The organism is Longimicrobium sp. (assembly GCF_036280135.1).
Lineage (GTDB): Bacteria > Gemmatimonadota > Gemmatimonadetes > Longimicrobiales > Longimicrobiaceae > Longimicrobium.
The window spans coordinates 1-8,322 of sequence record NZ_DASURI010000243.1 but is presented as its reverse complement, the minus strand read 5'-3'; the positions used below and the strand labels follow the sequence as shown (position 1 = coordinate 8,322).

Annotated in this window: 9 protein-coding genes; 4 read left to right on the top strand and 5 right to left on the bottom strand. The window is 71.4% G+C overall.

Going from position 1 to position 8,322, the window contains the following annotated elements:
* Positions 1-176: 176 nt before the first annotated feature.
* The 4 genes from VFZ20_RS07500 to VFZ20_RS07485 all read left to right on the top strand — a co-directional run bounded on the left by VFZ20_RS07500 (position 177) and on the right by VFZ20_RS07485 (position 4,800).
* Entirely contained in the window at positions 177-635 is a 459-nt protein-coding gene (locus VFZ20_RS07500; RefSeq protein WP_349264074.1) for a cytidine deaminase, read from the top strand.
* Positions 632-1,939 (top strand): thymidine phosphorylase, encoded by a 1,308-nt coding sequence (locus VFZ20_RS07495; RefSeq protein ID WP_329683227.1) that lies wholly within the window; start codon positions 632-634, stop codon positions 1,937-1,939. The genes VFZ20_RS07500 and VFZ20_RS07495 overlap by 4 nt, the downstream gene beginning before the upstream one ends.
* Before the next feature lie 471 nt (positions 1,940-2,410).
* The gene (locus tag VFZ20_RS07490) at positions 2,411-4,252 is read left to right on the top strand and encodes a DUF885 domain-containing protein (RefSeq protein WP_329683226.1); all 1,842 of its coding nucleotides are present in this window, start codon (positions 2,411-2,413) and stop codon (positions 4,250-4,252) included.
* A gap of 134 nt (positions 4,253-4,386) precedes the next feature.
* Complete coding sequence (locus VFZ20_RS07485) at positions 4,387-4,800, top strand: hypothetical protein (RefSeq protein ID WP_329683225.1); 414 nt, start codon at positions 4,387-4,389, stop codon at positions 4,798-4,800.
* A 79-nt stretch (positions 4,801-4,879) separates the two neighbouring features.
* Here VFZ20_RS07485 and VFZ20_RS07480 read toward each other — a convergent pair whose 3' ends face one another.
* From VFZ20_RS07480 to VFZ20_RS07460, 5 genes are all read right to left on the bottom strand, one after another.
* The gene (locus VFZ20_RS07480; RefSeq protein WP_329683224.1) at positions 4,880-5,059 is read right to left on the bottom strand and encodes a hypothetical protein; all 180 of its coding nucleotides are present in this window, start codon (positions 5,057-5,059) and stop codon (positions 4,880-4,882) included.
* Between the two features lie 499 nt (positions 5,060-5,558).
* Positions 5,559-6,443, bottom strand: coding sequence for a glycosyl hydrolase (locus VFZ20_RS07475; RefSeq protein ID WP_329683223.1), 885 nt, complete (start codon positions 6,441-6,443; stop codon positions 5,559-5,561).
* Positions 6,440-7,240 carry a TIGR04290 family methyltransferase gene (locus VFZ20_RS07470; protein WP_329683222.1) on the bottom strand — a complete coding sequence of 267 codons (801 nt, stop codon included), beginning with the start codon at positions 7,238-7,240 and terminating at the stop codon, positions 6,440-6,442. The genes VFZ20_RS07475 and VFZ20_RS07470 overlap by 4 nt, the downstream gene beginning before the upstream one ends.
* A gap of 29 nt (positions 7,241-7,269) precedes the next feature.
* Positions 7,270-8,076 (bottom strand): nucleotidyltransferase family protein, encoded by an 807-nt coding sequence (locus VFZ20_RS07465; protein WP_329683221.1) that lies wholly within the window; start codon positions 8,074-8,076, stop codon positions 7,270-7,272.
* Between the two features lie 5 nt (positions 8,077-8,081).
* On the bottom strand, positions 8,082-8,322 hold a 241-nt coding region (locus VFZ20_RS07460; protein WP_329683220.1), incomplete at its 5' end, for a glycosyltransferase.

Here is an 8,322-nt window from a genome sequence, read left to right as displayed (position 1 = left end):
AGTTCCACCTCCCCCGCGCAGCGGGGGAGGTCGCGAGCTATCGAGCGGGTGGGGGCCTCCCGCGTGAAGCCGGACCATCCACCCGATCCTCATCTGCCGCCGCCCCGTTCTTTTCCGCGCCGGGCGCAGTATATTGCCGCGAAACCAATGATCCGGGCACTCGGGAGGCACGCACGTTGAGCTCCGCACATTCATCCGCCGGGCTGGACCCGGCCGCCGCACGCGACCTGCTGGACAGCGCCCGGCAGGCGCGCCAGCACGCGTACGCGCCCTACAGCCGCTTTTCCGTGGGCGCCGCGCTGCTGGCCGCCGATGGGCGCATCTTCACCGGCTGCAACGTGGAAAACGCCTCGTACGGGCTCACCAACTGCGCCGAGCGCGTGGCCATCGGCAAGGCGGTGAGCGAGGGCGCGCGCGAGTTCGTGGCCATCGCCGTCACCGGGCCCGAGGACGCCGTGGCCGCGGCCCCGTGCGGCGCCTGCCGGCAGGTGCTCTCGGAGTTCGGGCCGGACCTGCCCGTCATCATGCCGTCAGAAGCGGAGACGGGCTACGTGGTGGAAACCATCGGCGGGCTGCTTCCCGGGGCGTTCGGCCCGGCGCGGCTGGCCGAGTCGCAAAAGGCGCGCGGCGTATGATCAACGTCGTGGAGCTCATCGAGCGAAAGAAGCGTGGCCAGGCCCTGGCCCCGGACGAGCTGCGGGCCCTGCTGGGCGGATTCCTTTCCCGCGAGGTGCCGGACTACCAGATGGCCGCGTGGCTCATGGCCGTCGTCTGGCGCGGGATGACGGACGAGGAGACGCTCGCCCTGACCGAGGCCATGGTGGCCAGCGGCGCCACGATGGACTGGCCCGAGCTGGACCGGCCCACCGTCGACAAGCACAGCACGGGCGGCGTGGGCGACAAGACGAGCATCGTCCTCGTGCCGCTGATGGCGGCGGCGGGCGCGGCGTTCGTCAAGATGTCGGGCCGCGGGCTGGGACACACGGGCGGCACGCTGGACAAGCTGGAGGCCATCCCCGGCTTTCAGTGCGAGCTGCCCCTGGAGCAGATGCGCGCGCAGGTGGCCCGCATCGGCTGCGCGCTGGTGGGGCAGAGCCCGGAGCTGGTGCCCGGCGACAAGCAGGTGTACGCCCTGCGCGACGTGACGGGCACGGTGGATTCGGTGCCGCTCATCGCCAGCAGCATCATGAGCAAAAAGCTGGCGGCCGGCGCGCGCAGCATCGTGCTGGACGTGAAGATCGGCTCCGGTGCGTTCATGCAGACGCGCGAGGACGCCCGCATCCTGGCCAACGCGCTGGTGCGCATCGGCAACCAGGCGGGGCGGCAGACGCGCGCCGTGCTCAGCGCCATGCACCAGCCGCTGGGCCGCGCCGTGGGCAACGCGCTGGAGGTGCGCGAGGCCATCGACACCCTGCGCGGCGACGGCCCCGCGGACCTGTGGGCGCTCACGCTGGAGCTGGGCGCCCAGTTGCTGGAGATGACGGGCCTGGCCCCGTCGCGGGCCGAGGGCGAGCAGATGCTGATCCGCCTGCGCGACAGTGGCGCCGGCGCGGCCAAGCTGGCGGAGCTCATCGCGGCGCAGGGCGGCGACGCGCGCGTGGTGGAGGCGCCCGAGACGCTGGCCGCCGCGCCCGTCGTCCGCCCGTTCGCGGCGGATGCGGACGGCTGGGTGGCCGCGGCCGACGCGCGCACCATCGGCGACGCGGCGCTGGGGCTGGGCGCCGGCCGGATGACCAAGGCGGACGCGGTGGACCCCGCCGTGGGCGTGGAGGTGCTGGCGCGCATCGGCGACCGCGTGACGGCGGGGCAGCCCCTGGCCACGGTGCACGCCCGCACGGACGAGGCGGCGGATGCCGCGTTCGCGCGGCTGCGCGCGGCCTTTCGCCTCTCTCCCGAGTCCGTCCCCGCGGCCGACGAGCCGTTCGAGATCGTGCGGTAGGGCAGGGCCCCCCGTCGCTGCGCGACGGGGGGGCCTCTCCCCCAACCGCCTTTTCGCTCGTTCCTCGCGACGGCGGTCGACCCCTCCCCCAACTTCGGGGGAGGGGTTGGCGCGGGGGAGAGATCGTGCACCAGGCGACCTCCACGCGGGACCGCAGTTCTCCCCCTCCCCCGCGGAGCGGGGGCAGGGGGTCGGGGGGAGGGGGCCCTCGGCGGGCGAGACACGCTTCGCCTCACCGGCGCGATCCCGGAGCCCAGGAGCCGTTCTCCCTTCCCCCACGCCGTTTGTGGGGGAAGGGTCGGGATGGGGGGCGCCGTCCCGTACGCGGATGCCGATCATCGTCCGTGATCAGCCCCGTCCTCCGCCGAATCCGCTGAATCCCGCGCTCCGCCGCGCGCGTATGCCGGCTGGCTTCCATCCCGCACCCCGGGAGGCGCCGTGTTCCAAATCCACCAGGCACAGATCCGATCCATGAACCTCACCCGACGCTGGCTCTGCGCGTCGTCGCTGGCCCTGGCGGCGTGCGCGCCGGCCGCGCAGCAGACCTCCACGCCGGCGCCCGTGATGGCGCCCACGACGGGCGGGCCCAGCGTGAGCCCGCGGCCCGCGACGTCCACCCTGTCGCGGCAGGACTCGCTGGCCCGCGCCGTCAACGCCCTGGCCGACGAGGCCATGCAGACGGCCCTGACCCGCAACCCCGAGATCGCCACCATGCTGGGCCTGCCCGGCTTTCGGCACGACCGGGTAAGCGACAACTCGCTGGCCGCGCAGGCCCGCTACGAGCAGCTGGACGACGCGTACGCCGAGCGCGTGCTGGCCATCGACGCCGATGCCCTGCGCGGCCGCACGGAGTTCATCACCCTGGGCTTTTTGCGCGAGGCGGCCATCTCCGGCCGGCAAAGCCGCGTGTGCCGCAACGAGCTCTGGGCGGGCGTGAACCAGATGTTCGGCTGGCACACGGGGATGGCCCGCCTGGCCCAGGTGCAGCCCGTGGGCACGGATGACCTGCGGCAGCAGGCCCTCACCCGCTGGCGCGCCCTGCCCGCCACCATCGACACGGAGATCGCCAGCCTGCGCGAGGGGCTGCGCCAGGGCTACTCCGCGCCCAAGGTGAACGTGCGCCGCGTGATCGAGCAGATGGACGTGCTGCTGGCGGCCGCGCCGGCCCAGTCGCCGTTCTCGTCGCCCATGCAGCGCGACAGCACGCCCGCCTTCCGCGCGGAGTTCGAGCGCATCGTGGCCAACGAGCTGTACCCGGCCGTGCGCCGCTACCGTGACTTCCTGGCCAACGAGTACCTCCCGGCCGCGCGCGAGGCCACGGGCATCGCGGCCAACCCCAACGGCGAGGCGTGCTACCGGGCGTCCGTGCGCTCCTTTACCACGCTGGACGTGCCCGCGCGCGAGATCCACGAGATCGGCCTGCGCGAGATGGCCAAGATCCAGGGGGAGATGCGCACCATCGCCCAGCGCAGCTTCAACACGTCGGACGTGCCGGCCCTGCTGGAGGCGTTCCGCTCGGACCCGCGCTACCTGTTCGGCACGCGGCAGGAGATCGTGGACTACGCCGCCGCCGCCATCGCCCGCGGCAAGGCGGCCATGCCCCGCTACTTTGGCCGCCTGCCCCGCGCGGACGTGGTCATCGAGCCCTACCAGGAGTTCGAGGAGATCTCGGCCGCCGCCGCCAGCTACGAGATCCCCAGCGAGGACGGCACCCGCCCGGGCAAGTACCGCATCAACACGTACAAGCCCCAGGAGCAGTCGCGGGTGCCCATCGAGTCCACGGCGTTCCACGAGTCCATCCCGGGGCACCACCTGCAGCTGGCCATTGCCCAGGAGCGCGAGGGCGCGCACATCATCACCCGCTTCATGGGCAACTCCGGCTTCAGCGAGGGGTGGGGCCTGTACGCGGAGCGGCTGGCGGACGAGATGGGGCTGTTCTCGTCGGATATGGACCGGATGGGCCTGCTGAGCAACGAGGCCCTGCGCGCCGCGCGCATGGTGGTGGACCCCGGCCTGCACGTGATGGGCTGGACGCGCGAGCAGGCCATCGAGTACATGCTGGCCAACACGGCCGAGAACCGCGACGCCGTGGAGAACGAGGTGGACCGCTACATCGGCTGGCCGGGCCAGGCCACGGCGTACATGCTGGGCAACCTGGAGATCCGCCGGCTGCGGCAGATGGCCGAGAGCGAGCTGGGCGGCCGCTTCGACATCCGCGCGTTCCACGACCGCGTGCTGGAGGACGGCACCGTGACGCTGCCCATGCTGCGCGACAAGATCGAGCGCTGGGTGGCGGCCGAGAAGGCGCGCTGAGGAGTGCGTGAGTGCGGAAGTGCGTGAGTGCGTGAGTTGTTCTCTCGCACTCCGCGCTTTCGCGTGGCGGGACGCGGACCGTAGTTTTTGATGCAGGCCCACCGACCCCTTTCCCCCCGAGAAGGAGTGCTCCCATGAAGGCGAAGCTCATCCTGGCCGCGGCGCTGTCGCTGGCCGCCTGTTCCACGGCCCCCGCCGTCGACACCGGTCCCGCGCCGTCCGCCGGCACCCCCGCGAGCGCGACGAGCGCCGCGCTGAACCCGGTGGGGCACTACGAGTTCACCACGGCGGCGCAGGGCCAGATGGTCACGGGCATGGTGGACATCGCCGGCAGCCCGGGCGCCTACACGGGGCAGGTCACCACGAGTGCCACGCCGGCGCTGCCCATCTCGGGCGTTTCCGTACAGGGGCAGTCGATGGTGATCACGGGCAACTCGGCGAACGGGAACATCATCATCCGGATGAACTTTTCCAACGGGACCGCCTTCACCGGTACGTGGGAGTACGCGGGCGCCAGCGGCAGCCTGAGCGGCCAGCGCGTGAACTGATCGCACGGGCGGGGACGAACGCGAGCGGGGCTGCTCCTTTCGGGGCCGCCCCGCTCGTTTGCTTCCCGCCGTCCGCCAATCAGCAGAGGGTCGTGTCGGGGCAGCACGCCGTGCGGTAACACGAGCCGACGCGGGTGTAGCAGTTGGCGTTGAGCGTCTGCTGGTTGGCCGCGACGGTGCCGCGGGCCTGCCCCATCCCGCTGCCGGTTTCGAACGACTCGATGGCCAGGCTCTCGACGTTCAGGGCGATCTTCTTCATGGCTCAATCTCCTGTCAGGAGGGGATCTTCGGATTCAGCTGCGCGCGGGCATTCACCCGGCGACCCCTCCAATCTCCTGCTCTCCCTTGCCGTTAGCCACTGTTTCTTTGCCCACTTCGTGGGGCGTTCCTGAGACGCTGAGACGGGCGATGCGGCACGGCGAGATCATGGAGTGACGCGGGCCTCGCGCCCCCGGCGAATGCATTCGCGGCTCTGACCCCGCAATGTCGGCCTCCGCCGACCGTTCCTCCGGGCGCGGCCCGGTGCACGTCCGCCGGTCCCGAGCCGCCCCGCGCCGCGGCCCTTTCGCCGGACCCGTCACGCCACCGGGTGACGGCCCGAGTGGGCGGTTGAAGCCCTGTTCGCAGAGCGCGTCAGCGCGAGACCGGGCTTGCCGCTGTCCCAGCGGCGGCTTTAGCCGCTCAGGCCGAGGCCACGTCGCCTGGTGCCATTCCGTCTGGGGCCCCTGCTCCCTCTGCGTGAAAACTCTGTTTCGTTTTCAGCCGTAGCGCCGAACCATGCGCGCGCAGAAGTCCACGAACTCGTTGATGTCGGCCGGCGGGCTGGTGTAGTGCGGCACGACGCCCTTGTGCTCGGGCGTAAAGCAGAACGTCACCGTCACCTCGAACTCGTCCAGCGCCTTCATCTGCCGGTCGAACCAGGCCTCGCAGCCCTCGCGGTGGTCGTCGCTCCAGCTCAATCCCGTCCGCAGCTTCTTCACCCCCAGCTTGCGCAGCCAGCGCACGGCATCGTCCAGCCGGTGGTCCTCGTAGTGGAACCACTGGCAGATGCCCATCTCCCCGCCCAGCGCGGCAAAGGTGTCCATGGCCGGCTTGGGCGTGCCGTCCTCGCGCACCAGGCCCATGTAGAAGTGCCGAAAGTACGACGAGCCCTCGCGCTGCTTGTGGCGCGTGGTGGCCTCCCACCGCTGCGGCAGGTCAAAGAGCGAGTACCAGTGCACGCGCTCCGCCCGGCCGCGCAGGATCTCCGCCGTGCGCTTCAACCCCTCCGCCTGGATGGCCTCGCCCGCGAAGGTGCTGATCCCCACCTCCGTGACCCACACGGGCAGCCGCGTCACGGCCTGCACCGACGCCAGCTTCTCCGGCCAGTCCTCGATGCTCCACAGGTTCCAGTCCAGGGGGAACCCGTGGACGGCCACCACGTCCATGGCGTCCAGCACCCCCTGCCCGGCCATGTGCCCCAAGAAGCGCGGGTCGATGGGCGACAGGCCGCCCAGCACGCGCTTGACCGTGGCGTTCTCCGCGCGGACGGCCTGGCCCGTGGCGCGGGCCATCCGCGCGAAGGTCTGCCACCCCTGATCGATCCCGAAGTCCCAGTGCGACGTGTTGTTGGGCTCGTTCCACACCATCACGGCTTCGATCACCGGCCGCCGCCTCCCCGCGACGGGTACACGGCCCGCGGCTCGTTGTCGATGATCGTTCCGCGCCGGCACAGGTACACCTCCTGCTCCGGGTGCTCCACGATCTCGAAGCCGGCGCTGCGCAGCATGGCCTCGGCCGCGGCCGCGTTGGGCACCCACCAGTTGGTGGGGTCCTCGCAGTACTTGTGCTCGATGAAGTACATCCGGGGGTACCCCGGCTGCTCGAAGTGGTCCTGGGCCCAGAACGGGTAGTCGGCCTGCACGGCGTCCACCTCCGTCGAGCCCCGCTGCATGCTCTGGAACAGCATCAGGTCGCCCACCACGTGCTCGTACAGCAGGTCCAGGGCGAGCAGGGGGTGCCGCAGGTGGTACAGCACGCCCATGAAGATCACGAAGTCGAACGTCTCGCCCAGCTGCGCCACGTCGTACACGGACAGCTTGCGGAACTCGATGTCCATCCCGTTCACCCGGGCGGCGAAGCGGGCCTGCTCCAGGTACAGGTCCTCGCTGTCGATGCCCACCACGCGGGCGGCGCCGCGCCGCTTCATCTCCATGCTGTAGAAGCCGGCGTTGCAGCCGATGTCCAGCACCGACTTCCCCGTGAGGTCCGCGGGGATGGCGTGGGCAAAGTTCACCCACTTGATGGACGGATAGTCGCCCAGGAAGTGGTCGGGCGCCGTGCGCACGCCGCGAAGGTCCAGGTTGTGGAACCAGGGCTGCAGCTCCTGCACGCGGCGCTGGATCTCCTCCGTGCCGATGTCCTGCCCGGCGTCTGCCGCGGAAAGGGGCGAGATCACCATCTCCTCCGGGATTGGGTCCTTAAGGCCGGTCACGTCAGGGCGACGCCGGCCGCTTGATGCTGCTCCCACGACGGGCTGGCGGCCGCCAGGGGCGACGGCCCGCCCTCGGTCGCGGGGCGCTCGCTCAGCACCGAGATGGCCTCCCGGTAGCCGTGCAGCGTTCCCACGTCCACGTACGCCTCGCCGGCACGCACCCCGCGCGCCTCGCCCCCGCGGGCCAGCCACGCGTTCACCAGCGTGCCGATGTACTCGTCCTGCTTGCCGCGCTCCAGCCACAGGTCGTGCAGCTCGCCCAGCGTCCAGCCGGGGAGCTTGAAGGCGCCCCACACCCAGTGCGTGGCCGCGCCCGGCTGCTTGACCTGGATCTCCCGCACCCGCCCGTCGTCGTCCGTGACCACGGCGTCAAAGAACTCCGGCCGCTCCACGGGGAACAGGAGGAACGAGAGGATGCCGTCCGGCAGGGCCCGCAGCCCGTCTTCCGGGAACCACACCGTGTCGGGCAGCCCCACCAGCACGTCCTCCGCGGGGGGGACCAGGGGCAGGACGCGGAAGATGGAGTCGCACAGCCCCGCCGGCTTGGGCTGCACGGCGTAGCACACGTGCGCGTCGCCAAAGCCGCCGCCGTAGTACTGCACGATGTCGGACTTTCCCGGCGAGATGACGAAGCAGATCTTGTCCGCCCCGCCGGCGATCATCCGCTCCACCAGGTATTCGCTCACGGCCTTGGGCCGCTCCACGCCCTCGTCGATGCGGCTGCCCACGGGGAGCAGCTCCTTGCTGAACGCGAGCGGCTGGATGCGGCTGCCCGCCCCCGCCGCCGGCACGATTCCCCACATTTGGCTCAGCCCTCCACCACGGGTTCCGGCGCCCGCCACTCCGCCGAATGGACGGATTCCATCGCGTCCACCGCCTCGCCCGCGCCGAACGCGGCGTCCAGCACCTGCTCCAGCCGTGCCGCGCGGTGGGCGCTCGTGTGCTCGTCCAGCGTGCGCTCGCGGGCGCGGCGGGCAAGGGCGTCGCGCTCCCCGTCCGTCATCCGCATCGCCCGCACCACGTCGTCCGTGTCTCGGGCGATGACGATC

Bases quoted from the DNA above. Each gene is read 5' to 3' on its own strand.
- VFZ20_RS07470 (WP_329683222.1), bottom strand. From the start codon at position 7,240: ATGGTGATCTCGCCCCTTTCCGCGGCAGACGCCGGGCAGGACATCGGC.
- VFZ20_RS07495 (WP_329683227.1), top strand. From the start codon at position 632: ATGATCAACGTCGTGGAGCTCATCGAGCGAAAGAAGCGTGGCCAGGCC.
- VFZ20_RS07480 (WP_329683224.1), bottom strand. From the start codon at position 5,059: ATGAAGAAGATCGCCCTGAACGTCGAGAGCCTGGCCATCGAGTCGTTC.
- VFZ20_RS07465 (WP_329683221.1), bottom strand. From the start codon at position 8,076: ATGTGGGGAATCGTGCCGGCGGCGGGGGCGGGCAGCCGCATCCAGCCG.
- VFZ20_RS07485 (WP_329683225.1), top strand. From the start codon at position 4,387: ATGAAGGCGAAGCTCATCCTGGCCGCGGCGCTGTCGCTGGCCGCCTGT.
- VFZ20_RS07490 (WP_329683226.1), top strand. From the start codon at position 2,411: ATGAACCTCACCCGACGCTGGCTCTGCGCGTCGTCGCTGGCCCTGGCG.